Raw genomic sequence first — 25,460 nt, 5'->3', positions numbered from 1 at the left:
TGGGGGAACGAGTCGGTCATCCGCCAGCTTATGATGGACAGCGGGGGCTGTAGGAAAGTTCTCTATTTAATCGTGTCGCTATCTACGGCTCGCTGAACAATCTGATTATCCTTAATGCTGACTTTAACCGCAGGAAACGGTTCTTGCTTTGCTACGGCTGCTTCTAGGTTCCAATATGGAACCTCTCCATTGGCAATGGGTGAATATACGGGCTCACGCCCGTTCTCGACCAAAGGGCTAAATTCACTTCTCTGCTGCGCATACATTCCGACAAAAAGTTCAACAGTTTCGTTTTTCGAGCTCAAGAAGCAGTTTACCATATCGACCCCATCGGGGGTCCGTCTGTAATAAGATTCCTCTCCGTTGGGCCAGTGCACTTTATAGCCTGTCATCAGGCCATCTCCATCGGCAAGGACTTCCATCAGGCCTTTGTAAATCGGATCATACGGTACGGCTCGTTCTGCAAACCCTCCCCATGAGAGACGCGCCTCTCGCTCAAGGACAAAGAAGGCTGAGATGAAGGCCTTTGCCGAGGTGATGAGCTTGTCGATCTCATCCAGAGAGATTTTGAATGAGGAGGAGAGCTTCTCACCTCGCGAGCGAAAACTATCCTCCGTCAATATATAATCGGAATGCGCTATCGCGTTCCGAAGGTCCCAATTAATAAATTCATTCAAAATGCAGCCAACATCTATTCCGGAACGTTTTGATAAATGTGTTATCACTGAGACTTTTTGGCGTGGGCTTACGCCAAATCTAGATGCACGTTTCTTCTGATCAGAGCTCAGATATTTATAGAATGGATTCGGGTAATACCCCTCGTTTAAATGAAATCGGAGTAAATTGGCTATTACCTCATAAGGGGCGTTCATCTCGATGATGTGATTGTAAAGTATCAGGCCAAGGCGGAAGACCGTAAAGTTATCCGGAAAATCCTCCTTGGGCAGGGGCATCTGCATAAGTGAGTTAAGGTCCTCCAATAAGGCCCTAGACTCAGCATACGGGTCCCACCCATGATCCTCTAAGCCAACCACCCTTAGCAGAGACGAGAAGTATCTAACTATGTCGTGCGCAAACGGGTTTCTTGGAAAGAAAAGAGGGGACAGGGTCTCCAAGTATCGTTCGCGCGTCTGTTCGTAGAGGTTGCTGCCAGGCACTCGTTTTTGCGTGACCATCAGGCCGCACTCACAAAACTATCCAGCACGCGCTTGCGCCCCGAATGTTCGAAGTCGATCTCCAGCTTGTTGCCCTCGATCTCGGCGACCTCGCCATAGCCGAATTTGGAGTGGAAGACGCGCATGCCGACCGCGATGTCGCTGCGGCCCGGATTGCCGAAGCTGACGGCGCTGGCGCGGGCTTCGACGACGCGGGCGGGGGTGCGGTCGAATTGTCCCGAGGCGGCGGCGCGCTGCCAGCCAGGGCCGCGCGTGCTGGCGCGGGTGGATTGGGCGGCGGCGAGATGGGCGAAAGGATCGGCCCGTTCCGACCAGTTGGCGCGCCAGAGCGACTCGCCGCCGCTCATCGTGGTTTCCTGTTCGAGGTGGTCCTCGGGCAGTTCGGCGACGAAGCGGCTCGGGATACTGCTGGTCCACTGGCCGTAGATGCGGCGGTTCGCGGCATGGAAAATGAAGCACTTGCGCCGCGCTCTTGTGATCGCGACATAAGCGAGGCGGCGTTCCTCCTCCAGCGAGGCGTTGCCGCCCTCGTCCAGCGCGCGCTGCGAGGGGAAGACCCCTTCCTCCCACCCGGCGAGGAAGACGGTGTCGAATTCCAGCCCCTTGGCGGCATGGATGGTCATGATCGTGACCTTGTCGGCGTCCTCGGCCGCGTCATTGTCCATGACGAGCGCGACATGCTCCAGGAAGGCGCCGAGCGTCTCGTAATCCTCCATCGCCCGGGTCAGTTCGGCGAGATTTTCGAGGCGGCCGGCGCTTTCCGTCGAACGATCGGCCTGCAGCATCGCGGTATAGCCGCTCTCGTCGAGCACGAGCCGGGCCAGCTCCGGATGCGGCAATTCCTCCAGCTTGCCCCGCCAGCGGGCGAAATCGCCGACCAGGTTGCCGAGGCTGCGACGCGCGGCGGGGGTCAACTCGTCCGTGTCGAGGATCTGCGCGGCGGCGAGACTGAGTGGGATGCCCTCGGCCCGCGCCAGGGCGTGCAGCTTCGCCACCGCCTTGTCGCCGAGCCCGCGCTTGGGCGTGTTGACGATCCGCTCGAAGGCGAGATCGTCGGCCGGCTGGGCGATGACGCGCAGATAGGCGAGCGCGTCGCGGATTTCGGCGCGCTCGTAGAAGCGAAAGCCGCCGACGATGCGGTAATTGAGGCCGATCGCGATGAAGCGGTCCTCGAACTCGCGGGTCTGGAACTGGGCGCGGACCAGGATGGCGGCCTGACTGAGCCGTCCGCCGCGCCTTTGGAGAGTTTCCAGCTCTTCGCCGACCCGGCGCGCCTCCTCCGGCCCGTCCCACACGCCGACCACCTGGACCTTCTCGCCCGCGTCCGCCTCGGTCCAGAGCGTCTTGCCCAGCCGCGCCGCATTCTGCGCGATCAGGCCGGAGGCGGCGCCGAGAATGTGCGGGGTGGAGCGGTAATTCTGTTCAAGCCGGATGATAACAGCGTTCGGAAAGTCCTTCTCGAACCTAAGGATATTCGAGACCTCCGCGCCGCGCCAGGAATAGATGCTCTGATCGTCGTCGCCGACGCAGCAGATGTTCCGGCGTTCCTGCGCGAGCAGGCGGAGCCAGAGATACTGGCTCTGGTTGGTGTCCTGATATTCGTCGACGAGGATGTAGCGGAAGCGCTGCTGGTAGAGCTCCAGCACGTCGCGGTGCGTGCGCAGGATCACCAGCATGTGCAGCAGCAGATCGCCGAAATCGCAGGCGTTGAGATCGCGCAGGCGGGCCTGATAGAGCTTGTAGAGTTGGGCGCCCTTGCCGTTCGCATAGCCCTCCGCCTCGCCGGCATCGACCTGGTCGGGCGTCCAGCCCTTGTTCTTCCATTTGTCGATCATCCCGGCGAGCAGGCGGGCGGGCCAGCGTTTCTCGTCGATGTCGGCGGCGAGGATGATCTGCTTGAGCAGGCGGAGCTGGTCGTCCGTGTCGAGGATGGTGAAATTGCTCTTGAGCCCGACCAGCTCGGCATGACGGCGCAGCATCTTCGCGCCGATCGAGTGGAAGGTGCCGAGCCAGGGCATGCCCTCCACGGCCTCGCCGATCTGCCGGCCGACGCGTTCCCGCATTTCCCGGGCGGCCTTGTTGGTGAAGGTGACGGCGAGGATCTCGCTCGGCCAGGCGCGGCGGGTGGCGACGAGATGCGCCAGCCGCGCGGTCAGCGCCGCCGTCTTGCCCGTGCCCGCCCCGGCCAGCACCAGCACCGGCCCCTCGGTGGTCAGCACCGCCTCGCGCTGCGGCGCGTTGAGGCCGGCCAGATAAGGCGGTTCGGGGGCGGGCGCGCGAGTCACCCGCGAACAGGTAGGGAACGGCGCGCGCGCGGGCAAGCCGCTCGCGCGCCGTTTTTCCGGCAGCTGTCCGCGGGCAACCGCGCCGTTTATTCGTCTTCGGTCGGGGCGCCCGGTCCGTTCTTCTTGACCGATTCGATGGCGTTCACCGCATTGGCGCGCGAGCTGTATCCTTCCGTCCAGAAGATCGTCTCGCTGTTATATTTGAAATAGGCGCGATACTCGCCTTTCGCGTCCTTCTTGATCGTGAACTTGTGCGCCATCTTTTTACTCCCTCCCAACAGGTTGGAGGCGAAACGATAGCGGATGCGCGCGCGTGGGAAAAGCGGGGTCAGGCGGCGCTGAGCAGCAGGATGCGGGCCTTGCCGAAGCGGCGGTCGGCCTCGGGTTTCAGCGCGGGCGGGAAGGCGAGGCTTTCGCCGGCCGTCTCGATGCCGAGCCACCCGCCCGGCGCCAGCCATCCGTCCGCGCCGATCCTGTCGAGCGCCGCCTGGGCGAGCCCGGTGGCATAAGGCGGGTCCATCAGGATCAGGTCGCAGGGTGCGCGCGGCGGCAGCGCATGTTCGACCGGCTGGGCGCGGATCTCCGCCCGGTCCGTCGCGCCGACCTTGTCCAGATTGCGCTTCAGCGCGTCGAGTGCCTCCCGGTCCTTCTCATAGAAGCTGCAATGCGCCGCGCCGCGCGACAGCGCCTCGATGCCGAGCGCCCCGGTCCCGGCGAACAGGTCCGCCACGACCAGCCCCTCGAAACTGCCGATCCGGCTCGCCAGCATCGAGAACAGCCCTTCGCGCGCCCGGTCGCTGGTCGGCCGTGTGGCCTGACCGGCGGGCGCGAGCAGAGGGCGCCCCCGCCATTGGCCGGCGATGATCCTCACTTCCTAAATCCTCCCCGGAACGGGGAGGGGGACCGCGCGGAGCGCGGTGGAGGGGTCGGGGAACCGGCGCCGGCCCCTCCACCACGACGCTTCGCGCCGCGGTCCCCTTCCCCGTTCCGGGGAGGATTGTTGAGCGCCTTCCGAAACGCCACCAGGTCATGTTGGCGCACCTCGTCCACCATGCCCGCCGCCAGGTCGGCCAGCGGGAAGGGGCCATAAGCGGTACGGATCAGGCGGGAGACCTGGAGGCCCAAGTGCTCCAGCACCCGGCGCACCTCGCGATTCTTGCCTTCCTTCAGCCGCATTTCGACCCAGCCGTTGCGGCCGGTCCGCCGCTCCAGATTGGCGTCGATCGGGCCGTAGCGGATGCCGTCGATCTCGACCCCCTCGATCAGCGTCTCCAGCCGCGCCTGGCTGATCTCGCCGAATACCCGCGCGCGATAGCTGCGCTCGACGCCGGTGGCGGGCAGCTCGAGCTGGCGCTTCAATTCGCCGTCGGTGGTGAGCAGCAGCAGCCCTTCGGTGTTCATGTCCAGTCGCCCGACCGGCATGACGCGCGGCAATCCCTTGGGCAGCCGATCGTAGATTGTCGGGCGTCCTTTGGGATCGCGCTCGGTGGTCAGCAGGCCCGCCGGCTTGTGGAAGCGGAACAGGCGGGCGGGGGCAGGGGCCTTGACCGGCTTGCCGTCCACCGTGACGCCGTGGAGCGAGGTGAGCAGGGTCGCGGGCGTGTCCACCACCTGCCCGTCGATCGCGATCCGCCCCTCGGCGATCATCCGCTCGATCTCGCGGCGCGAGGCGATGCCGGCGCGGGCGAGCAGCTTGGCGATGCGATGGGTTTCGCGGGACGGGGGCATGGATTGGTCTCCGGCGGGGGCCGATGGCTTTTCGCGATGAAACGAGCCGGGAACGCGGCACCAGCGCCGCCATCGCTCGTTACGCGTTGAAGCCAGTCTGTGAATGGGGGCTCCGTTACATGCTCTTCGGCAAGCGCGAAAGGCTGATCCGCCGAATCCTGATCGTCGAGGACGAGCCCCTGGTCGCGTTCGACAACGAGCATCTGCTGGGCGAGGCGGGCTACGAAGTGGTCGCCACCGTCGACAATCATGCCGCCGCCCTCGCGGTGATCGCGGCCGAGCCGCTCGATCTGGTGCTGAGCGACATCGCGCTCAACGGCGTGGGCGACGGCGTGGACGTCGCCCGCGCGGCGCGGGCGAAGGGCATCCCCGTCCTCTTCGCCACCGGCAATTGCAGCCCGGAAGCGCAAAGCCTCGCCATCGGCTGCCTCGCCAAGCCCTATGCGGGCAAGGTGCTGCTGAACGCGCTGGAAGCGATCGACGCCCGCCTGCAGGGCCGCTCGCGCAGGGCGCCGCGCCAGCTCACCCTCTATGCGCCGGCGGAGGAGGCGTGAGGGTTGTTGTGGGTGGAAGTCGGTCATTGGTTTCTCATTACCGTCATGCCGGACTTGATCCGGCATCCAGCTTCTTTTCGATAGCCTGAAGAGAAAAGCTGGACCCCGGATCAAGTCCGGGGTGACGATTGGGAAGGACAGCAACGGGTCGATTACGGACCTCCCATCCGTCGCTTCCAATGTAGGAAATGCTCTGTCACGCTGCCGGCATGCCCAAGTCGGCTTTCCTTTCGAACCGGAGTGGCTCTGCGGAGCGCTCTGGACCTTACGGGAAGGGGCGTTGCCCCCGCACGTGGCGTCAGGTTCGTCAACTTCCACATCGCGAATCGCGCTGGTGCGACACCCGTTGCCTGGCTGGCTGCTACCTGGTTCTTGGACCAGGCGCCGAGACGCATTTAGCTCAGCGCCTTTTCCACTTCGTCGTGGAAATCGCGGACGCCGGTTTCCAGCGTGCCGAGCGTGACTTCGGCGATCGATCCGGAGGAAAGGCCGTTTTGCCCGAGCGCGGCGGCGCGGAAATCCTCGCCGCCGAACGTGCCTTCGTCGAGCAGCGTCCAGCTCTTCGCCCAGTGCGCTTCGGCCTCCGGCGTTTCGGGCGGCTCCGGGATCAGCATGAAATTCTCGACGAGCGTGCGGTCCTCGGCCTGCGGCATCAGGGTCATCACGTTCACATAATCGGGGCTGACCACGATCACGGTCGCCGGGAAGAGCTGATAGGCATAGGTGATCGCCGCGCGCAACGCCGGCCAGTCCTGCGGGTCGATATTGGCCAGATAATCGGCGCGGCCGACGGCGGAGCGCTGGTGGACCCCGATCTTGTCCGCTGTGGTGATCCCGTCCGCGAAGAACTTGCCGATCGTCGGCGCGTGCAGTCGCTGGACGTGATAGCTTTCCAGGAAGGCGTCCATGATCAGCTTCCAGTTGGAGGCGACGTCATGGACGCGGCGGCGGTAGAGATGGTGCCCGGCCAGCCCGAAGGCGTCGAATTCCGGGGCGAGCATCGCCGCATCCTCGAAATTGCTCGGCGCGCGCGCGAACCAGATCAGCCCGCCCGCCTCGGTGGAGGGCAGCTCGACCAGATTGTGCGCCGCCTTGTCGAGCCCCGGAAAGGTCTCGGCTCGCGGCACGCCCGCCAGCCGCCCGTCCAGCTTGTAGCTCCACGCATGATAGGGGCAGACCAGCATCGGCGCGCACTGTACCTCCTGGCCCTCCACCAGCCGCGTGCCGCGATGCCGGCAGACATTCCAGAAGACATGGGCCTGGCCGGCCTTGTCGCGGGTCAGCAGCAGCGGGATGCCGAAGCCGTCATGCGGCACCGCGCTGCCCGGCTCCAGCAAAGCGGAGGGCGCGATGACCTGCGGCAACCGGTCGAACAGCCGCGCCTTCTCCGCCGCGAAGCGCGCCGGATCGGTATAGACCGAGGCGGGAATCGTGGTGATCGCATCGCCATGCGCATTCTCGCCCGCCGCGATCGCCCGGGCGAGGGCGAGCTGACCGTTGGTGGGTGTGCGGCGGGCCGGCATGTCCATGCGACGACTGTGCGCCTTACGCGAACGTAAGGCAAGCGAAGGGCGGCTCTGATCGGCCTAGTAATGATCCCGCGAGCCGCTAGGGTCGCTGCCCAGCGAGCAGGAGAAACGAGCATGGCCACGAGTGCAGCGCAGAAGCCCGGTTGGCGCAGCCTGTTTCGCTCGCTGCGCAATCCCAAATCGGGTTTCATGGCGCTGTTCGGATTCGCCTCGGGCCTGCCGTTCGCGCTGTTCCTGGGCACGCTCTACGCCTGGTTCACCGAGGCGGAAGTGGACCTCGAGACGATGGGCGTGTTCTCGCTGATCGGGCTCGCTTATTCGTTCCAGTTCCTGTGGTCGCCGCTGGTCGACAAGGTCGATATCCCGTTCCTGCGCCGGCTGGGAAAGCGCAAGCAGTGGATCGCGCCGGCACAGCTTCTGCTCGGCATCATCCTCGTCACGATGAGCCTGCTCGATCCCAAGAGCTCGCTCGGCCTGTTCAGCCTGCTCGCCGGCATCGGCGCCTTCACCAGCGCCACGCAGGATATCGCGATCAACGCCTGGCGCATCGATATCGCCGACGAGGAAGCGACGATCGATATCCTCTCGACTGTCTATCAGATGGGCTTCCGTCTCTCGTCCCTGGTCGGCGGCGCCCTTGGCCTGATCATCGCCGCGCGGATCGGCTGGCCGCAAACCTATGTGCTGCTCGGCCTGATGCTGCTCGCGATCGGCGTGGCCGGCCTGTTCGCTCCCGATACGGACAAGGCCAGCGCGGTCATCGCCTCCGGCGACGAGATCGACGAGCTCTATCAGCCGGGAGAGTTGCTACCGCGCGTGCGCACATGGGGCCTGCTGGCCGTCGGGCTGCTCTGGACCTTGGCGATCGGAACGGTCCTGGTCTTCATGGTCCGTTCGATGACCGCGCTGCCCGAGGACCGTCCCAACCCGACCGAGTTCACGGCCACGTACGGCCCGCTGATCATCGTCGCCACGATCATCCTGCCCGCCTTCGTCGCCGCCTGGCTGGCGAAGCTCCGGCGCGAAGGGCGGCATGTGATCCCGACGGAAGGCGGGCTGGAAGCGCGCGCCACCCAGGTGACCGATCATTTCTATCGCGCGCTTGTCCTGCCGCTGGTCGAGTTCGTCGGCCGCATGGGCTGGTCGCTGGTGCTGATCCTGGCGTTGGTGCTGACCTATCGCATCACCGATTCGATCTGGGGCACGTTCGCCTATCCATTCTATCTGGGCGAGCTGCGCTACACCAATGACGAAGTGGCGATCGCGTCCAAGTTCTTCGGGATCGGCGCGATCATCCTCGGGCTGGCGCTGGGCGGCTGGATGATCACCGTGCTCGGGCGGATGTTCACCCTGACGCTCGGCGCGGCGCTCGCGGCCGCCACCAACCTGCTTTACGCCGATCTGGCCGTGGGCGGCGCGACCATGTCGGCGGTCAGCAATGCGACCGGCTTCACCTGGGCGGTCGAGCAGCTCGGCGGCAGCGAGAGGCTGGCGCGGCTGATGATCACCATCGGGGCGGAGAATCTCGCCATCGGCATCGCGGGGGCGGCCTATGTCGCCTGGCTCTCCTCGATCGTCGCCAAGGGTTACAGCGCCGTGCAATATGCGCTGCTCGCGTCGCTGACCTTGTTGGTCGGCACGCTCGGCCGCGGCGCGCTCGGCGAGATGATCCAGGAGCGCGGCTATTATTTCGTGTTCGTCTTCACCGCGCTGATCGGCGTGATCGCGGTGGTGCTGTGCGTGCTCGAATGGATCCGCGAGGTTCGTGCAGGCAAGGCCTCGGGCGTGGTGGCCCCCGATCACCCTGTGGCGGCGCCGGCGGAATAGGTTTCAACCCGGCGGCTGATCGTTGGCCTTCAGCATCTCGCCGGCGAGATAGAGCGAGCCCAGGATCAGCACGACCGGCGGCTTGTCCCGGTCGGCATGGCGGGCGATCCAGCGCAGGGCGTCCGGGGCGTCCTTTGCCGTCATCGCGTTGAGCCCGGCTTCTTTCGCCGTCGCGGCCAGGGCGGCGGGAGCGTGATGTTCGTGCTCCGGCACCGGAATCATGTGGAATGTCGCCTGCCGCCCGCGAAAGGCGCGCAGCACGCCCGGCGCATCCTTGTTGGCGAGCAGGCCGAAGACGATGTGAAAGGGTGTGCCAGCCGGCACGTGGCCGCGGAAGAAATCGGCCACGGCGCGCGCGGCATTGGGGTTGTGGGCGCCGTCCAGCCAGAGTTCGGCCCCACGCGGCAGCAGATCGGCGAGCGGGCCGGGGGCGAGCTTCTGGAGCCGGGCCGGCCATTCCGTCCAGCCGATCGCGGCGCGCAACGCGGATTCGGGGATGGCCAGCCGGCTCTGGTGACGCAGCATCGCCATGGCCAGCGCGGCGTTCATCGCCTGGTGCGCGCCGGGCAGGCGGGGGGCAGGGAGGCGCAGGCTCCCGCTCCGGTCGCGATAGTCGATTCCGCCCTCGCGCAGGTCGGCGTCCCAGAGCTGGCCGCGCGGCAGCCACGGCGCGCCCTTATCCTGCGCGGCTTCGGCGATCTTGAGCGCGACGGGGACGGGATAACGCTGCGTGACGAGCGGCACGCCCGCCTTGGCGATGCCGGCTTTCTCGATGGCGATCTGCTCGATCCGGTCGCCGAGGAAGGCATTGTGATCGATGCCGAGCTCGGCGATGCCGCAGATCAGCGGGGCGGGGATGACATTGGTGGCATCGAGCCGACCGCCCAGCCCGACTTCGACAATACAGGCATCGGCCGGTGTCCGGGCGAAGGCCAGGAAGGCGGCGGCGGTCGTCACCTCGAAGAAACTGATCGTCATGTCACTCGCCGCATCGAGCGCTTCGGCCAGCACGGCGGCCAGCGCCTCGTCGTCGATCAGGCGTCCGGCGAGCCGGATGCGTTCGTTGAAGCGGACGAGATGCGGGCTGGTATAGACATGGGCGGTGAGCCCCGCCGCCTCGATCGCGGCGCGCAGGAAGGCGCAGGTCGATCCCTTGCCGTTGGTCCCGGCGACATGGAAGACGGGCGGCAGCGACCGCTCGGGGTTGCCGAGCCGGTCGAGTAAAGCGGAGATCCGCTCCAGCCCCAATATGTCGCGGCCTGGCGACAGGCGCGCCAGCCGATCGAGCTGGGCCTGGACGGCGGGATGATCGGAGGCGGCGCGATCGGCCACCCGGAGCTAGGCCGCCTCGCGCTGGGGCGTCAGATAGTCGAGCAGCAAAGCGAGGCGCGCGCGCAGGTCCTTGCGGTGGACGACCATATCCACCATGCCGTGATCCTTCAGATATTCGGCGCGCTGGAAGCCTTCGGGCAGCTTTTCGCGGATCGTCGATTCGATCACGCGCTGGCCGGCGAAGCCGATCAGGGCGCCCGGCTCCGCGATGTGGATGTCGCCCAGCATGGCATAGGAAGCGGTGACGCCGCCGGTCGTCGGATCGGCGAGGATGACGACATAGGGCAGGCCCGCTTCCTTGAGTTCGGCGATCGCGGCGGTCGCCTTGGGCATCTGCATCAGGCTCAAAATGCCTTCCTGCATCCGCGCCCCGCCGGCGGCGGTGACGATGATGTAGGGCGCGCGGTCCTGTACGGCCGCTCGCGCGCCGGCGACGAAGGCGGCGCCGACCGCCATGCCCATCGATCCGCCCATGAAGGCGAAATCCTGCACGCCCATCACGACCCGCTGGCCGTCCACTGAGCCGCGCGCGTTGATCAGCGCGTCGGGCTCGCCGGTGGCGGCGCGGGCGGCCTTGATCCGGTCGGTGTAGCGTTTGGAATCGCGGAACTTGAGCGGATCCTCGCGCACCTGGGGCGGGGGCAGCACGGTATAACCGGGATCGAGCAGCATTTCGAAGCGCTTGCGCGGGCCGATCCGGCCGTGATGCTGGCAATGCGGGCAGACGAAAAGATTCTCCTCATATTCATTGAGGAAGACCATCGCCGCACATTCCGGACATTTGTGCCAGAGCGTCTCGGGCGTTTCCCGCTTCGGCAGGAAAGGGATCTTGTTGCGGACGCGGTTCAGCCAGCTCATCTTCTTGCTCCTCGGGCCGAGGCGGATAGGACGGCGGAGAGAGGAAGTCTACAGCGTCGCCGCGATCGCGCGGGCGGCGAGGTCCGGGTCCTCAGCCTGCGTGATGGGCCGGCCGATGACCAGAATGGAAGCGCCATTGTCCAGCGCCTGGCGCGGCGTCACCACCCGCTTCTGGTCGCCGGCGCCCATTTCGGCGGGACGCACGCCCGGAACAACGAAGAAGCCGTCCGGCCAGGCTTTGCGCGCCGCCTTCACCTCCGCGCCGGAGCAGACGACGCCGTCGAGCCCGGCCTCGCGGGCGAGCGCGGTCAGCCGTTCGACCTGGGCATGGGAATCGCCGGCGATGCCGATCGCGCCGAGATCGTCATCGTCGAGGCTGGTAAGCACGGTGACAGCCACCACCTTGGTACCAGACGGCGCGGCCGCTTTAGCGTCCTCCATCATCGCCCGGCCGCCGGCGGCGTGGACGGTCAGGATCGCGGGCTCCAGTGGGCGTAACGCTTGCACTGCCTTGGCGACGGTGTTGGGAATGTCGTGTAGCTTGAGATCGAGGAAAACGGGCAGGCCGAGCCCGGCCATCGCGCGCACGCCGTCCGCACCGTTCGCGCAGAAGAATTCCAGGCCGAGCTTGATCCCGCCGACATGGTTACGCACCCGCGCGGCGATCGCGCGCGCCGTGTCGAGATCGGTGGTGTCGAGCGCGACATAGACCGGGCTGGTCATATATTGGCCCGCGGCTCGGCCTCCTGTGGCGGCACTGGCGTGCGGGCGGGCGCGTCCGGCACATTGGCGACATGGGTCTGCCCTTGCTGCTCCAGCCGGCGTGTCAGGCTCCAGAGTCGCGCGCGATAGACCAGGAAGGTCGGTACGAAACCGATGAGGAAGGCACCGATCGCGAGCACCGGCAGCTTGAAATCGGCCTGCAGCCCGCCCCACAGATCGACGGTGACGATCGTGTTCCAGTTCGCACTGGCGAACAGCACGACCGCGACAGCGAGGAGCACCCAGAACAGCGTCTTAAGGAATTGCATGAGGCGCATCCTCCCCAAAAAAGCCGGCCGCGTCCAGCCATGCTTTCGCCCATGGCCCGTTTCGGGCCGCCTCAGCCGATCTCGCGCTCCAGCTGCTCGAACAAGGCCGGGATCGCGGTCAGCCGTTCGCGTTCCTCGTCGAGAATGGCGCGGAACGCCTCGCGCTTCAGCGCCTTAACCGATTCCTCGGTGAGCCCCGCCTCGGGCTCGAGCGACGACAGGGTGATGTCGATCAGCCGGTCGGCGCCGTGCAGGCGGCCCCACAGATAGTCGTTCTCGCGATAGGATCGGCTGAAGAAGGCGCCGAAGCTGTTGAACTGGATGCCCTTCAAGGTCGCTTCGGTACCGCCCTTGCGGATCGCCACCGCGTCGTCGGGCGAGATGCGATCGACCTTGATCGGATCGAATTCGTCCAGCCCCTCGCCCTGCAGCATCGGCAGCGTGGCGACGTCGTAGAAGGGATAGCCGAGATAGGTGAGCAGCAATGGGCGCCGGTCCGACTTGGGCAAAGCATTGAATGCCTCGGCGAGCCGCTCGTCGGTCTCGCGGTCGAGCGTCCGCAGATCAAGCAGGGCGGCGAGCGTGGTCATCGCGGCCTCGGGCCGGATTTCGGCGTCGGCGAGGATGCGCCGCGTCGCCTCGTCGATCGCCGGCGGTTCGTGGGACTGATGGCGGCTTAGCATGTCGTCGAGCCGCCGGCGGGCGTCGTCGCGGGCGGCGCGATCGGTGTCCGACTCAGTCCGCATGCGGGTCAGTCGGCGGGTGACGAAGCGCAGCCGGCGGGTGCGGAAGCCGGCGTCGAAATCGCGCAGGAAGGCGATCGCGTCGGTGTTGAGGCCATGCGCCGTCACCGCCTCCGGATCGACCAGCCCGCCCTCGCGCACGACCCGCCAGATCGCCTTGCGTACCCGTTCCTGGCGCGCCTTGTCGCCGGCGCCGCCGAGCCGGAAGATCGTCGTCGCCGTCTCCTCGACCACCGCCGAAATCTTGAGATGAGCGTAGGCGGCATAGGCATAGCCGGCCATCCGCGCGGCGAGATCGTTGGCGCGCGAGCGCCAGCTGCCGATCCGCTTCGGCGTGGGGCTGAGGAACAGGAAGGAGGAGCCGAGCGCCCGTTCGATCGCGTCCTCCACCTCGGGCCGCATCGTCCGCACGATCCGGCGCAGGCGGCGGATGCGGCCGGAGAGGCGCTCGATCGTCTCCAGATTGTCGCGGATCGGCTGCTCGCGGGGAATGTCGGACAGGGCCCCCAGGATGGTCGCGAAGAAGCCGGGCGAGTCCGAAGCGCCACCGGCGAGATTGACGCTGCGCCGGCCCGGCTTGGGATCGATATAGACGAAGCGCCGGTCCACCTCGCGCCGGGCGGGGCGCTTGTCGAGCGCCTCGATGCAAGGGCGGAAGGGCGCGTTGGCGAGGACCGATCCGTCGATCAGGATCACTTGCTCCATGTCGCCCTGCTCGGCATGGCGGGGCAAAGCGCTGGCGAGAAAGGCGTTGCGGCCCGGCCAGCTCTTGCCCTTCGCGGCAATCACCCGATCCAGTTCCTTGACGCCGAAGGGCGGAAAGGCGCCGGGAAAGCTGGCCGTGGCGCGGGCGGCGAAGACCAGCTCGATCGGATCGGCGAAAACCTTGGGACTGCCGCCCTGGTCCTGGAAATGGAGCGTCACGCGATGCTCGCGCTCCATCACCTCCGGCGGCGAATTGAGGCGCAGCGGGCCGAGATGGCCGCGGAAGTCGGTCACTGTGACGAACAGGTCGATCGGCTGCTGGTCCGGGATCAGCGGCGGGCCGGCGGGGGCGGCGTCCATCGCGTCGAAGGCGTCCAGCAGCAGGGTGGTGAATTCCGGCCCGCCGAAGGGCGGCGCGAACCAGCGGGCGCGCACGAAGCTGGCCAGCTTCGCCTTCACCTCGGCGCGCTGCTCCTTGTCCACCGTCTCCTCGACCGTGCCGGAGCGGGCGGAGAGCATCCAGGCGAAGGGCACGGCGGCGGTCTTGGCGATCCGCGACATGGTGCTGACCTGCGGATCGATCAGCTTGTCGACATCGGCCGATTCGAGCCACAGATCGGTCAGCGGATCGAGCGGGCGGCCGGTGACGATGGCGTGCGAGAGGAAGATCGCGTTGATCCCGCCCGCGCTGGCCCCGGCGAGGATATCGACCATCACCCGCAGCCTGACGCCGCTTTGCTCCGAAATGCGGCGCAGCAATGTGTGATAGACGCCGGTGCAGGCCGGATCATCCGCATCGCCGGCATGGAAGGCGCGGCTCGCGCCGGCGAGGCGCCAGATCTCCTTGGTGATGCCGTGCATGTAGACGGCAAGGCTGATCCCGCCATAGCAGATCAGCGCGATCCGGAGCTCCCTCTCCCGCATGTCCGGAAGGGTGGCAGGAAGCCGCGCCGCTGTCGAGCGGATGGCGGAACGCGCTCGAATCGCTGCTTTCTTTTGCCGCCTTGCAGGGATAAGGCACCGGCAGCCGGGCAAAGCGACCGGCCGAACCGGAGACAAGTTCTGATATCGTGTCGGTGAAGCGCCTCCTTTCGTTCCTGATCGTGACGATGAGCGCGTTCGGCATCGTCTGGGCGATGACGGTGTGGACGGCCGCGCCGGCCGCGAGCGGCACGGGAGACGCGGAGGCGCCATCCTATCGCCCCGTCGAGTTCGACATCGCGGACGCCGCGCCGATCGCGGGCGGGACGATCGATTATGCCCGGATCGACGCGCGGCTGCGGCGGGTGATGGAGGACCCGGCGATGGTCGGCCTCGCCGTCGGCATCGTCGAGGACGGGCGCATCCGCTTCCTCAAGGGCTATGGCGAGACCAGCCTGGGCAGCGGCGATCCGGTGACGACCGCGACCGTGTTCCGCTGGGCCTCGCTCTCCAAGGGCGTGGCGGGCGACATGGTGGCGCTGCTCGCCGGCGAGGGGCGGATCGGGCTCGGCGACCCGGTGGCGCGCCATGCGGCGACCCTGCGCCTGCCGGGCGGCGGCGAGGCCAGCGTCAGCGTGGCGGACCTGCTCGCCCACCGCACCGGCCTGTTCGCCCATGCCCAGGACGCCAAGCTGGAGGACGGCGAGGACCCGCGCCTGCTGCGCGCCGGGCTGGCGGCGCTGACGCCGATCTGCCCGCCGGGCACCTGCCACGCCTATCAGAACGTCGCCTATGACGCGGCGGCCGAGATCGTCGAGCGGCTGACCGGCGAGAGCTACGAGACGGCGGTGCGCCGCGCCTTGTTCGAGCCGATCGGCATGCGGAGCGCCAGCCTCAGCCGCGCCGGCCTCCAGAGCGCGCCGAGCTGGGCGCGGCCGCATATCGGCGGGCGCAACCGGCGCATGGCGGAGGTGAACGAGAATTATTACCGCGTGCCGGCGGCGGGCGGGGTCAACGGCTCGATCGAGGACCTCACCCAGTGGATGCTCGCCCAGATGGGCGGCGCGCCGGGCGTGATCCCCGCCAACGTGCTGGCCGCCGCCCACGCGCCGCGCGTCGCCACGCCGGGCGAGGACCGCCGCCGCCGCAAATATGCCGAGCGCACCTCCGCGTCGGGATACGGGCTGGGCTGGCGCAGCTTCGATTATGCCGGCCGCCGCGTCGTCGGCCATCATGGCGGGGTGATGGGCTACCGCTCCATGATCCTGTTCGATCCGGCGCGGCGCTCCGGCGTGGTCGCGCTGTGGAACGCGACGACCAACGTGCCCGCCGGCCTCGAATATGAGGTGATGGACATGGTCTACCGCCTGCCCTTCCGCGACTGGCTGGAACTGGACACGCCGGAGGACGGCGCGCCGGCGCCGGAGCGGCCGGAGAATGAGGGCGGGAACGGCTGAGCGCGGTGCTTAGGCCGGCATGGCGAATGTTCCCCAATGTTCCCACTGGCCATGGGGGTATTTCCGAAACGGATCGCGGCGCGGAATTTCACCATCTTCGCCCATATGCGCGATGGTGCGCCCGCGAAATTTCTTCGCGCTGAACGGAACGGTTCAAAGAGCCGGCGAAGCGAGGCCGAGACCCCGATTCGGGGCGAGCGTGACAGAGCATTTCCTACATTGCCAGAGATCGGCGGGATGTCTGTTACCGACCTATTGCGGAAGGTGATCGTCTGTGGGAACACCGCCTTCTGAAGCTGTGGGTTTATCGAAGGTCTTGGAATGGAAATTGCCGATCTTCCATCAGAGAATGATGCCGCAGCGGTTTTGAAATTCGCCATGAGCTTCAATGGTTACAAGCATCATGGTTCCTTTGGGGCATGCGCGGAAGCTGCGACACAGCGGAAGCGCGACACAGTTGAAGCAGTTCGCAACGAACTCTTCTTCATGTGCAGAACGGCAAGACACCAGGGAAACAATGGATATCTCGAAACCTATCGCGAGCTTCGACCGATACTGCTCGAACTTCTGAGACGATCGGCGGATCGCCAACCCTAGGGAGTCTGCCTTCTACCCAGTACCGTCATTCTTTTATCCCCTGATCCGCCGCTCCCGCCGGATCAAAGTCGCGCTCACCTTGGCGCGCCAGGTGAGGCGGGGCGGGGGCGGGCCGAGGGTGCGGCGGGTTTCGTCGCCCGGCGCGATGTCGGCCCAGATGGGGAGGTGATCGGAGGCGCGGCGGGCGGTGGGGCTGAAGTGGACGCCGCTGTCGAGGATGTCGAGATCGGGCGTCACCATGATCCGGTCGAGCCGGGCGACCGGGCGGCGGGCGTGGAAGGAGTGGCCGCAGGGCGCGAAATGGTGGTGATGGGCGAAATCGCGCAGGCACCCGCCGCGCGCGCTCCATTCGTTGAGATCGCCCATCAGCACGGTCGGCGGATCGCCCGCGCGCTCGTGCAGGTGGGAGAGGATGGCATGGGCCTGCCGCCGCCGCCACAGGCCGGACAGATCCAGATGCATACCGACGACGCGCAGCATATGTCCGCCGACCTCCACCTCCGCCAGCACCGCGCCGCGCGGCTCCAGCGAGGGGAGGTGGAAGAGGTGGCGCTCGCGCACCTCCACATTCTTGCGGACCAGCAGCGCGTTGCCGTGCCAGCCCAGGCTGCCGTCGCGCGCCTCGAACGGCACGGGGCGGTAATCGCTATGCGCCTCGATGAGACTCAGCGGCAGGGCGCTCACCCGCGCGCCGAAGCGGCGGTCGGCCTCCTGGAGCGCGATCACGTCCGCGTCGAGCTCGTTCAGCACGTCGAGCGTGCGCTCGGGGCGGCGGCGCCGGTCGGTGCCGATGGCCTTGCGCATATTGTAGCTGGCGACGCGGATCATGGGAGCGGGCATGTGGCGGCGAGCGGGGCGTCAGGCAAGTCCGGGCCTGCTCGCCATGAATGCGTTCGATCTGAATGGACGTATCCGCCTTCGATCTCGGCGTCATCCCGGCGAAAGCCGGGACCCATGAACTCGGAATTTCCTGAATGGGTGTCGGCGGTTGCGCTTCTTTCCTCCACCCCGGTGTTCATGGGTCCCGGCTTTCGCCGGGATGACTCTTTCATCTTCACAGGCTCCAAAATCCGAGTGAATCAGAATTCTAATGCGTGCGCTGCTTGCCCAGAGCATGATCGAGGGCGCGGGCGGCCTTGTCGGCGGCGGCGGTCACGGCGGTGTCGATCCGCTCGGCCTCGGCATGGACCGTGACCGGCGCGTGGCCGGACGCGCGCGCCTCCAGGCTGACCCGCTTGTCGCCGTCGCCGCCCTTCATCGCGTTCACGTCGGTGACGTGGAGCTCGACATGGGTGAGGCGCGATTCGAAGCGCTTCAGCTTGGCGCGGACCCGTTCCTCCAGCCGGGCATTGGCCTCGGCATCGGTGACGATCCGGTTATCGGTCTTGACCTGAACGAACACGTTATTGCGCCTCCTCGCTTTGGATATGACGGGATAATGCCGGGGCGCGGCGAAGCGTTCCATAGGTGTTTTTCCGGCTGGATGTTCCGTTTGTGTTCCGCTAAGCCGGGGCATGGCCAGGCCGAAGAAACGCTATGTCTGCCAGTTGTGCGGCGCCGTCAGCCCGCGCTGGGCGGGGCAGTGCGCGGATTGCGGCGAGTGGAACAGCCTGGTCGAGGATGCGGCCGGGGTGGTGACGCCCTTTTCGGCCAAGCACGATCTGCGCAGCGGCGGGCGGCGGGTCGAGCTGACCGGGCTGGATGCGGAGGCGGTGCTGCCGGCGCGGCTCGCGACCGGGATCGCCGAGCTGGACCGGGCGCTGGGCGGCGGGCTGGTGGCGGGATCGGCGACGCTCATCGGCGGCGATCCGGGCATCGGCAAATCGACTTTGCTGTTGCAGGCCGCCGCGAGGATCGCCGCGCAAGGTGCTGGCGTTGCCTACATTTCCGGCGAGGAGGCGGCGGATCAGGTGCGGCTGCGCGCGCGGCGGCTGGGGCTGGGCGCGGCGCCGCTGCGACTGGCGGCGGCGACCTCGGTGCGCGATATTCTGACGACTTTGGGGGAGGGGGCGCCGCCGGCTCTGGTCGTGATCGATTCGATCCAGACCATGTATTCGGACCTGATCGAAGGCGCGCCGGGGACGGTGAGCCAGGTGCGCGCCGCCGCGCACGAGCTGATCCGCTTCGCCAAGGAGAGCGGGACGGCCGTGGTGCTGGTCGGCCATGTCACCAAGGACGGCGCGATCGCCGGGCCGCGCGTGCTGGAGCATATGGTCGACACGGTGCTGAGCTTCGAAGGGGAGCGCAGCCATCAATACCGCATCCTGCGCGCCGTGAAGAACCGCTTCGGCGGCACCGACGAGATCGGCGTGTTCGCGATGGGCGAGGGGGGGCTGGCGGAGGTCGCCAACCCTTCGGCCCTGTTCCTGACCGAGCGGGGCGAGGCGGTGCCGGGCGCGGTGGTCTTCCCCGCGCTGGAGGGCACGCGGCCGGTGCTGGTGGAAATCCAGGCGCTGACCGTGCGGCTGGCCAGCGGCGCGACGCCGCGGCGGGCGGCGGTGGGCTGGGATTCGGGGCGCCTCGCGATGATCCTCGCCGTGCTGGAGGCGCGCTGCGGGCTCAGCTTCTCCTCGGCGGAGGTCTATCTGAACGTGGCGGGCGGCTATCGCGTCACCGATCCGGCGGCGGACCTGGCGGTGGCGGCGGCGCTTGTCTCGGCCTTGTCCGAGCGGCCCGTGCCGGCCGAGACGGTGGCGTTCGGGGAAGTGGCCCTGTCCGGCGAATTGCGGCCGGTGGCGCATGGCGAATTGCGGCTGAAGGAATCGGCCAAGCTGGGCTTCGCGCGGGCGCTGGTGCCGGCGGCGCTGGGGAACGGGAAGGGGGCGATGGCGCTTTCGGCCCATCGGACGCTGGGGCAGTTGGTGGATCATTTGCTGGGGCGTACTTGATCCTACGTATTACCGAGATAATTTTGGTAAAAACGGGAGGGGATTTTGAAGAAACTCGCTTTACTTGCGCTCGCGGTCTTCAGCATCAACGATATGGCACTGGCGCAGGACGAATCCTTTAGAGCGTTTGTTGAGCGCACCAATGCCGCAGAGCCACCACCTGCCATGGATGCGGTCCAGGCGGACGCGCTTCTTACGCTTCAGGCGATCGCAAACGAACAGAATTCATGCGTTCCGACCGGCGTGCGTTTGGACCCACTTGAGACCGCGACGGCGATAAGGATGATCAGTCAGGGCGTTACGTCGGGGCAGGTGAAGAACGGATGGACCGCTTATGGTCGCGCGGAAGGGTGTCCAGATGCTCCGCGCTTGCGTTTCATCGTTCTCAAAATGCCGGATGACAGTATCAGGGCGAGGGTGGTGAATGAGGGCGAGAGCCTCGCCAATCCAAGTCTGATGCGGGATACCAGCGCAATGGCAGCGATGAGCGCGTTGCATGCTGTGCGCGCGGCCGACCCGACATGCAATGGCGAAGGTCTGAGGATGGGCGGTACGCGCGTTACCGAGAGGAGCCCCGACCTTGGAACGAATTTCCATGGAGCCTATTATGCTGGCTCATGGAGTGAAGTCTGGACTTTCACTGTGTGTGGGAAAAGCGCGGATGTCCCGATAACCTTCACCGCCGATGGCCAAGGCGGTGCCAATTATAACGTCCGCTCCACCGAGGTGCGACTGATCCAATAAGGCTAAGACGGCCCTTTGGTAGGCTTGTCGGTGCATTGTACGCAAAGCCCTTCCGAAGACCTTTCGATGTGCCCCTCGACAAGCTCGGTCCCTACTCAGGATGAGCGGGGGAAAATTGTGGTTTGAACTGGTCGCATCCTCCACTAACCACCCCTCTCATGGACCTCACCGCCCTCGACATAATCGTCCTGCTGCTGGTCGGCGCCGGGCTCGTCTTCGGCTTCCTGCGCGGCTTCGTCGCGGAGGCGCTGTCGCTGTTCGCCTGGTTCCTGGCGATCGTGGCATTGCGCTATCTGTACGAGCCGGTGCGCGGCTGGCTGGTCGGGCCGATCGGCACGGAATCCGGGGCGGCGGTGCTCGCCTTCGCTTTGGTCTTCGGGCTGGTCTTCCTCGGCGGCAAGCTCGCCTCGCGGCGGCTGGGCGAGCGGGTGCGCCAGTCGATCGTGGGGCCGATCGACCGGGTGCTGGGCGCGGGCTTCGGCGCGCTGAAGGGCCTGATCGTCGCGACTTTGCTCTTCCTCGCGCTCAGCCTCGTCTATGACGTGATCTGGGGGCAGGCGGCGGCACGGCCGGAATGGATTTCGGAATCGCGCACCTGGCCGCTGCTCAAATCCTCCGGCGAGACGATCGTCGAGCTGGTCGAAGCGCAGCGCGGAGCGGCGGCGGAGGATGGCGCCACGGCCAACGCGCAATGACCGAAATCTATCTGTACGACACGATGGCGCGTAAAAAGCGCCCCTTCACGCCCGCCGACCCCGCGCGGGTGACGATGTATGTGTGCGGGCCGACCGTCTACAACCGCGCCCATATCGGCAATGCGCGCCCCGCCGTTGTGTTCGACGTGCTCGCCCGGCTGCTCCGGCATGTCCATGGCGCGGGCAGCCTGGTCTATGCCCGCAACGTCACCGACGTAGACGACAAGATCATCGCGGCGGCGGAGGCGGAGGGCGTCGATCCTGCCGTGATCACAAGGCGTTACGAGGATTTCTATCTACAGGATATGGGCGCGCTGGGCGTGGCGCCGCCCGACATCGCGCCGCATGCGACCGATGCGGTGAACATCGCCGCGATGATCGCGATGATCGCGCGGCTGGTGGAGACCGGCAACGCCTATGAAGCGGACGGCCATGTGCTGTTCCATGTGCCGAGCGATCCGGATTACGGCGCGCTCGGGCGGCGCGACCGCGAGGCGATGATCGCCGGGGCGCGGGTCGAGGTGGCGAGCTACAAGCGCGATCCGGCCGACTTCGTGCTGTGGAAGCCCTCTGCCGACGGCGTGATCGGCTGGGATTCGCCCTGGGGGCGGGGGCGGCCGGGCTGGCATATCGAATGCTCGGCGATGATCCGCGAACATCTCGGCGAGACGATCGACATTCACGGCGGCGGGCTCGACCTGATCTTCCCGCACCACGAGAACGAGATCGCCCAGAGCCGCTGTGCGCATCACGGGGCGCCGCTCGCCAATTACTGGGTGCATAACGGCTTTCTGTCGATGGCGGGCGCGGAGAAGATGTCCAAGAGTTTGGGCAACATTATTACTGTCGATCAGCTTTTAACTCGCTGGTCTGGCGGGGCAATCCGACTAGCACTTCTTTCTCGACACTATCGCCAGCCGTTGGAGTGGGGGGATATTCTCGTTAACAAAATGGAGAATTTTCTTCAAAAAGCACAAGATGCGTTGAGATTTTACCCTGATATGATCAGTGCATCGCCCCCGCCAAAGAGGTTCATTTCAGCGATATGTGACGATTTGAATACTGGTGTCGCAATAGATGTGCTTCAGTCTCATGTTAGAAAACTGCGAGCGGCCAAAGATGTAGATTTTACGACGTATATGAAATTTGCATGTGAAGTAGTCGCCTGTTTCGATCTTCTGGGGGTTCCTCGATCTGCGATCCTACCGTGCGTTTCAGAAGAACTGATTGAAAGAATAGAAGCTAGAATTGCCGCACGGACCGAAGCCAAGAAGGCGCGCGATTTCGCGGAGGCGGATCGGATTCGCGACGCGCTGGCCGCCGAGGGGATCGTGCTGGAGGACGGGCCGCAGGGGACGAGCTGGCGGCGGGCCTGAAATCCTCCCCGGAACGGGGAGGGGGACCGTGGCGCGAAGCGACATGGTGGAGGGGTCGGCTCGGAGTCCCTCGACCCCTCCACCAGCCTGCGGCTGGTCCCCCTCCCCGTTCCGGGGAGGATTGCTTATATCGTGCCGGTGACCTCCGCTCTTTACTCCCGCGATATCCTGCGTCTTGCCGCTTCGATCCCGCATCTGGCGCGGCTGGAGGGCGCGGGCGCGTCCGTCGAGAAGAGCTCGCCGGTGTGCGGGAGCCGGGTGGTGGTCGATATCGTCGCCGATGCGGAGGGGCGGGTCGCGGCGTTGGGGCAGGAGGTGAAGGCCTGTGCCTTGGGGCAGGCTTCGGCGGCGTTGATGGGCGCGCATGTGATCGGACGGACGCCGGGCGAGATCGCGGCGGCGCACGCGGCGCTGGCGGATTACCTCGCCGGGCGCAGGGGCGATCCGGGTGGCTGGCCGGGGCTGGACGTGTTTTCGAGCGCGCGGGCCGTTACCGCGCGGCATCCTTCGATTTTGCTGGCGTTCGCGGCCGCCGCCGAGGCTTCGGCGCGCGCGGCTCGGCTTGTTGGAGCGCCGCTTCCGGATTGACCACCTCGCCCTCGCGCGCCGGGCGGGTGAAGGGTTCGGGCTGGGGCGTCTGCATGTTGCCGCGCAGCAGCCAGCGGCCCGCCGTGAGGCCCTCGACGAGCTGGATTTCGAACCTTTCCTCGTCGCGGCGGCGGACATCCTCGATCGCCTCGTCCGCCTCGTCCTCGTCGAAGCCGAGGCCGAGCAGCACCTCGCGCCCGAACACCAGGGAGGATTCGAACAGCTCGCGAATCTGATAGTCCACCCCGGCATGGACGAGGCGCATCGCATGGCCGCGATCGAAGGCGCGCACGAAGAGCTTGGCATAGGGGAATTCGGATTTGCAGAGCTCGACGATGCGGTCGGCCACGTCCGGCTTGTCGACGCAGACCAGGATCGCCTCCGCCTTGCCGGCGCCGGAGGCGTGGAGCACGTCGAGCCGTGTGCCGTCGCCATAATAGACCTTGAAGCCGAACTGGCCGGCGGCCTCGATCATCTCGATGTCGGTCTCGATCAGCGAGAGCTCGACGCAGCGGGCGAGGAGGGGCTGGCTCACCACCTGGGCGAAGCGGCCGAAGCCGACGAAGAGGACGCGGCCGCGCAGCCCGTCCGGCGCCTCGACAGTGTCGGTGTTGATCTCCTCCTCCGGCTCGAGATAGCGCACCGCGATGACGACAAGCGGGGTGAGCGCCATGGAGAGGATGACGATCGCGGTCATCAGCGCGCCGGTCGCCTGGTCGAACAGGCCGACGCCGAGCGCGGCCGAATAGAGCACGAAGGCGAACTCGCCGCCCTGGGCGAAGAGGGCGGTGCGCTGGATCGTCTCGCTCCTGCCCGTCCTGAACAGGCGGGCGATGGCGTAGATGCCGAACGCCTTGACGAGCATCGCCGCCAGCACGCCGGCGACCAGGAACTGCCATTGCTGGGCGACCAGCGCGAGATCGAGCGCCATACCGACGCTCATGAAGAAGAGGCCGAGCAGGATGCCGCGGAAGGGATCGATGTCGGCCTCGAGCTGGTGCCGGAAGGTCGATTCGGAGAGCATCACGCCGGCGAGGAAGGCGCCCATCGCCATGGAAAGGCCGGCCCAGTCCATGAACAAGGCGGTGCCAAGCACGACGAGCAGAGCGGCGGCGGTCATCACCTCGCGCGCGCCGGTGCGGGCGAGGATCTTGAACAGGGGATCGAGCAGCCAGCGCCCGGCGGCGATCACCGCGGCGATGGCGCCGAGCGCGATCAGGACGGCGAGCCAGGCGGGGCGCCCTTCCTCCGCGCCGGTGCCGAGGAAGGAGCCGAGGACGGCGACGATGGCGAGGAGGGGCACGATCGCCAGATCCTCGAACAGCAGGATCGCGATCGAGCGCTGGCCGGTGCCGGAGGCGAGCTGGCCCCGCTCCTCCAGCATCCGCATGATGACAGCGGTGGAGGAGAGGACGAAGCCCATCGCGCCGATGAAGGAGGGGATGAGCGGGAAGCCCGCGGCCAGCCCGAGCAGAGTGAGCAAGGCGCCGCAGGTGAGCACCTGCGCGGCGCCGAGCCCGAAGATGGCGCGCCGCAGCGTCCACAATCGGCTCGGGCGCATTTCGAGTCCGATCACGAACAGGAACATCACGACGCCGATCTCGGCGACGTGAAGCAAGGTGACCGGATCGGCGACGAGCGCCAGCGCGAAGGGGCCGACGAGCAGGCCCGCGGCGAGATAGCCGAGCACCGCGCCGAGGCCGAGGCGAGTGAAGATGGGGACGGCGACCACCGCGGCGCCCAACAGGGCGACCGAATATTCGAGGCTCAGACCTTCGACGTCGGCCATGCGGCGATTCGCTCCCCTGTCAGCTGCGATTCGCGTCGTGCCAGCTTAACGAGGTGCGGTGCAACCCGCGCGTCAGCGGCGATGGAGGGCCATGGCTTCGATAATGGCATCGACGGTGCGATCCGGCGGCCCGTCGGCGACCAGCACGCGGACATGGGCCTCGGCGTAGAACGGATTGCGCTGCGCGGCGAGGGCGGCGAGCACGATGGCGGGGTCCTTGCCCTGAACCAGCGGGCGATGATCGCGCCGGCCGATCCGCCGGGCCAGCATCGCGATATCGCCGTCCAGCCAGACCGCGACGGCGCGATCGAGGATCAGCGCGCGAGTCTCGCCGTTGACGAAGGCGCCGCCGCCGGTCGCGATCACCTGGACGGGACCGTCGATCAACCGCGCGATCACGCGGCGCTCGCCGTCGCGGAAATAGGGCTCACCATGGCGTTCGAAAATCTCGGCGATATCGAGCCCCGCCGCCGCCTCGATCTCCACATCCGCATCGACGAACGGGCGGTCGAGCCGGGCTGCGAGGCGCCGCCCCACCGTCGTCTTGCCGGCACCCATCAGGCCGACCAGCACGATCGTGCGGTCGGGGACGACGCTCGGCGCCGCTGCGGGCCTGTCGGACGCAACGTTCATGCGCG

General features: G+C 66.6%; 24 protein-coding genes. 9 read left to right on the top strand and 15 right to left on the bottom strand.

Features of this window, described 5'->3' with window-relative positions; translation table 11 throughout:
• Positions 1-62: 62 nt before the first annotated feature.
• From KF780_10385 to KF780_10365, 5 genes are all read right to left on the bottom strand, one after another.
• The gene (locus KF780_10385; GenBank protein ID MBX3562204.1) at positions 63-959 is read right to left on the bottom strand and encodes a hypothetical protein; all 897 of its coding nucleotides are present in this window, start codon (positions 957-959) and stop codon (positions 63-65) included.
• A gap of 215 nt (positions 960-1,174) precedes the next feature.
• Positions 1,175-3,460 (bottom strand): UvrD-helicase domain-containing protein, encoded by a 2,286-nt coding sequence (locus tag KF780_10380; protein MBX3562203.1) that lies wholly within the window; start codon positions 3,458-3,460, stop codon positions 1,175-1,177.
• Between the two features lie 86 nt (positions 3,461-3,546).
• Complete coding sequence (locus KF780_10375) at positions 3,547-3,720, bottom strand: DUF1508 domain-containing protein (GenBank protein ID MBX3562202.1); 174 nt, start codon at positions 3,718-3,720, stop codon at positions 3,547-3,549.
• 68 nt (positions 3,721-3,788) lie between these two features.
• Positions 3,789-4,331: a 16S rRNA (guanine(966)-N(2))-methyltransferase RsmD gene (rsmD, locus tag KF780_10370; protein ID MBX3562201.1), complete on the bottom strand. Its 543-nt coding sequence runs from the start codon at positions 4,329-4,331 to the stop codon at positions 3,789-3,791.
• Complete coding sequence (locus KF780_10365) at positions 4,328-5,188, bottom strand: rRNA pseudouridine synthase (protein ID MBX3562200.1); 861 nt, start codon at positions 5,186-5,188, stop codon at positions 4,328-4,330. Before KF780_10365 ends, rsmD begins: the two co-directional genes overlap by 4 nt.
• 119 nt (positions 5,189-5,307) lie before the next feature.
• Between KF780_10365 and KF780_10360 the strand changes: the two genes are divergently transcribed.
• A complete protein-coding gene (locus tag KF780_10360; protein MBX3562199.1) occupies positions 5,308-5,742 on the top strand; it encodes a response regulator in 435 nt (144 codons plus the stop codon).
• A gap of 395 nt (positions 5,743-6,137) precedes the next feature.
• Here the strand turns inward: KF780_10360 and KF780_10355 are convergent, their stop codons facing one another.
• On the bottom strand, positions 6,138-7,271 hold the full coding sequence (locus KF780_10355; protein ID MBX3562198.1) for a Rieske 2Fe-2S domain-containing protein: 1,134 nt from the start codon (positions 7,269-7,271) through the stop codon (positions 6,138-6,140).
• Between the two features lie 114 nt (positions 7,272-7,385).
• On the opposite strand from KF780_10355, the gene KF780_10350 reads away from it, so the two are divergent.
• Positions 7,386-9,098 carry an MFS transporter gene (locus KF780_10350; protein ID MBX3562197.1) on the top strand — a complete coding sequence of 571 codons (1,713 nt, stop codon included), beginning with the start codon at positions 7,386-7,388 and terminating at the stop codon, positions 9,096-9,098.
• Positions 9,099-9,101: 3 nt separating this feature from the next.
• On the opposite strand, the gene KF780_10345 is transcribed toward KF780_10350, so the two are convergent.
• The 5 genes from KF780_10345 to KF780_10325 all read right to left on the bottom strand — a co-directional run bounded on the left by KF780_10345 (position 9,102) and on the right by KF780_10325 (position 14,691).
• Complete coding sequence (locus KF780_10345) at positions 9,102-10,430, bottom strand: bifunctional folylpolyglutamate synthase/dihydrofolate synthase (protein MBX3562196.1); 1,329 nt, start codon at positions 10,428-10,430, stop codon at positions 9,102-9,104.
• 6 nt (positions 10,431-10,436) lie between these two features.
• Positions 10,437-11,288 (bottom strand): acetyl-CoA carboxylase, carboxyltransferase subunit beta, encoded by an 852-nt coding sequence (gene accD / locus KF780_10340; GenBank protein ID MBX3562195.1) that lies wholly within the window; start codon positions 11,286-11,288, stop codon positions 10,437-10,439.
• A 48-nt stretch (positions 11,289-11,336) separates the two neighbouring features.
• On the bottom strand, positions 11,337-12,011 hold the full coding sequence (gene pyrF / locus KF780_10335; GenBank protein MBX3562194.1) for an orotidine-5'-phosphate decarboxylase: 675 nt from the start codon (positions 12,009-12,011) through the stop codon (positions 11,337-11,339).
• Positions 12,008-12,319 carry a LapA family protein gene (locus KF780_10330; protein MBX3562193.1) on the bottom strand — a complete coding sequence of 104 codons (312 nt, stop codon included), beginning with the start codon at positions 12,317-12,319 and terminating at the stop codon, positions 12,008-12,010. The genes pyrF and KF780_10330 overlap by 4 nt, the downstream gene beginning before the upstream one ends.
• 71 nt (positions 12,320-12,390) lie before the next feature.
• Positions 12,391-14,691, bottom strand: a complete 2,301-nt coding sequence (locus KF780_10325) for a patatin-like protein (protein MBX3562192.1) — start codon at positions 14,689-14,691, stop codon at positions 12,391-12,393.
• Between the two features lie 152 nt (positions 14,692-14,843).
• On the opposite strand from KF780_10325, the gene KF780_10320 reads away from it, so the two are divergent.
• Both KF780_10320 and KF780_10315 read left to right on the top strand, forming a co-directional pair.
• On the top strand, positions 14,844-16,145 hold the full coding sequence (locus KF780_10320) for a beta-lactamase family protein (GenBank protein ID MBX3562191.1): 1,302 nt from the start codon (positions 14,844-14,846) through the stop codon (positions 16,143-16,145).
• Between the two features lie 321 nt (positions 16,146-16,466).
• Positions 16,467-16,742: a hypothetical protein gene (locus KF780_10315; protein ID MBX3562190.1), complete on the top strand. Its 276-nt coding sequence runs from the start codon at positions 16,467-16,469 to the stop codon at positions 16,740-16,742.
• A 33-nt stretch (positions 16,743-16,775) separates the two neighbouring features.
• Here KF780_10315 and KF780_10310 read toward each other — a convergent pair whose 3' ends face one another.
• Both KF780_10310 and KF780_10305 read right to left on the bottom strand, forming a co-directional pair.
• Positions 16,776-17,570, bottom strand: a complete 795-nt coding sequence (locus KF780_10310; GenBank protein ID MBX3562189.1) for an endonuclease/exonuclease/phosphatase family protein — start codon at positions 17,568-17,570, stop codon at positions 16,776-16,778.
• 259 nt (positions 17,571-17,829) lie between these two features.
• The gene (locus KF780_10305) at positions 17,830-18,144 is read right to left on the bottom strand and encodes an HPF/RaiA family ribosome-associated protein (protein ID MBX3562188.1); all 315 of its coding nucleotides are present in this window, start codon (positions 18,142-18,144) and stop codon (positions 17,830-17,832) included.
• 112 nt (positions 18,145-18,256) lie between these two features.
• On the opposite strand from KF780_10305, the gene radA reads away from it, so the two are divergent.
• The 5 genes from radA to KF780_10280 all read left to right on the top strand — a co-directional run bounded on the left by radA (position 18,257) and on the right by KF780_10280 (position 23,033).
• Entirely contained in the window at positions 18,257-19,630 is a 1,374-nt protein-coding gene (gene radA / locus KF780_10300) for a DNA repair protein RadA (GenBank protein ID MBX3562187.1), read from the top strand.
• A gap of 45 nt (positions 19,631-19,675) precedes the next feature.
• Positions 19,676-20,374, top strand: a complete 699-nt coding sequence (locus KF780_10295; GenBank protein MBX3562186.1) for a hypothetical protein — start codon at positions 19,676-19,678, stop codon at positions 20,372-20,374.
• 158 nt (positions 20,375-20,532) lie between these two features.
• On the top strand, positions 20,533-21,069 hold the full coding sequence (locus tag KF780_10290; protein ID MBX3562185.1) for a CvpA family protein: 537 nt from the start codon (positions 20,533-20,535) through the stop codon (positions 21,067-21,069).
• Complete coding sequence (cysS, locus tag KF780_10285) at positions 21,066-22,445, top strand: cysteine--tRNA ligase (GenBank protein MBX3562184.1); 1,380 nt, start codon at positions 21,066-21,068, stop codon at positions 22,443-22,445. Before KF780_10290 ends, cysS begins: the two co-directional genes overlap by 4 nt.
• Positions 22,446-22,583: 138 nt before the next feature.
• The gene (locus KF780_10280) at positions 22,584-23,033 is read left to right on the top strand and encodes an iron-sulfur cluster assembly scaffold protein (protein MBX3562183.1); all 450 of its coding nucleotides are present in this window, start codon (positions 22,584-22,586) and stop codon (positions 23,031-23,033) included.
• Here KF780_10280 and KF780_10275 read toward each other — a convergent pair.
• Both KF780_10275 and KF780_10270 read right to left on the bottom strand, forming a co-directional pair.
• Positions 22,936-24,822, bottom strand: coding sequence for a monovalent cation:proton antiporter-2 (CPA2) family protein (locus tag KF780_10275; GenBank protein MBX3562182.1), 1,887 nt, complete (start codon positions 24,820-24,822; stop codon positions 22,936-22,938). The genes KF780_10280 and KF780_10275 overlap by 98 nt on opposite strands.
• A 72-nt stretch (positions 24,823-24,894) precedes the next feature.
• Positions 24,895-25,455: a shikimate kinase gene (locus KF780_10270; GenBank protein MBX3562181.1), complete on the bottom strand. Its 561-nt coding sequence runs from the start codon at positions 25,453-25,455 to the stop codon at positions 24,895-24,897.
• Positions 25,456-25,460 lie beyond the last annotated feature (5 nt).

This window comes from Sphingomonas sp., from assembly GCA_019635535.1.
Lineage (GTDB): Bacteria > Pseudomonadota > Alphaproteobacteria > Sphingomonadales > Sphingomonadaceae > Allosphingosinicella.
Note: the sequence above shows the minus strand (reverse complement) of the source record. Positions and strands in the feature narration are given on the sequence as shown.